Annotated in this window: 1 protein-coding gene; it reads right to left on the bottom strand. The window is 41.1% G+C overall.

Translation table 11 applies throughout. The annotated features are described in order from the left end of the window. Nucleotides 1-1,200 (bottom strand): Hsp70 family protein (locus AC1DND_RS28145; protein ID WP_477586185.1); only part of this gene is annotated, 1,200 nt, incomplete at both ends.

Below are 1,200 nucleotides of genomic sequence, written 5' to 3'. Positions count from 1 at the left end.
GTGTATTGACGGCCGGCTTTAGTAGGTACTTTACTGTTACGGGCAATAATTACATCCATTAGGCCACCCATGGTTTCGATACCCAAAGAAAGTGGCGTAACATCTAACAACAAGATATCAGAACGATTTCCTGCCAAAACATCGGCCTGAATGGCTGCACCAAGTGCTACTACTTCATCAGGATTGATATTATCCTGTGGTTTTTTACCAAAGAAATTTTCTACAGCCTGTTTTACAAAAGGTGTACGGGTAGAACCTCCTACTAAAATTACCTCATCTATATCGCTGGCTGATAGATCTGCATCCTTTAATGCATTTTTACAAGCAGTGATGGTTTCTTCAACCTTCGCCGAAATTAACTGCTCAAAAGTTTGTTTATCAAGTGTGCACAAGATTTCGCCAACTTGCTCGTTGTATAAGTTCTGGGTAGATAGTGCTTTTTTAGCAGCCTCAGCCTGTAGACGTAAGGTTTGCATCAAAATATTGTCATGAGCAACTACGGCTACATCTAGGTTGTTTTTCTCCAACCAGTAGTGTAAAATGGCCCTATCGAAATCATCACCACCCAAATAAGTATTGCCGTTTGTGGCCAATACCTCGAAAATTCCATTCTGGATCTGCAGAATAGAAACATCAAATGTTCCACCTCCTAAGTCGTAAACCGCTATTGTTTTTTGTTGTGAGGGATCTAAACCAATTCCGTAAGCCAAACTTGCTGCGGTAGGTTCATTTACAATACGCATCACATCCAAACCGGCCAGTTTTCCGGCATCTCGTGTGGCCTGACGCTGACTATCGTTAAAATATGCAGGCACAGTGATTACAGCCCTGTTAACCGGTGTTTTTAAGGCATGTTCTGCTCTYGCTTTAAGTTCTTTCAAAATTTCTCCCGATAATTCGATCGGTGTGTAGAAACGGTCGCCAGCGTGGATTTTCACCAAAGCATCGCTATCATCGTCTATAATTTTGTAAGAAAAAATAGCTGCATGTTCGGCTACATCTTTGTAAGAGCGGCCAAGTAATCTTTTAACTGAAAAAATGGTGTTTGAAGGGTCAGTGGTTAAGTATTCTTTAGCCTCGTTACCTACAACGGCTTCATTCTGGCCATTAAAATATACCACAGATGGTACCAATATTCCTTTACCTGCATCGTTAATTACCTGCGGATTTTTATCTGGATTGATAAACGCCACCAAACTA

The organism is Pedobacter sp. 01N416, from assembly GCF_056399685.1.
This window is presented reverse-complemented; position numbering and strand designations above follow the sequence as displayed.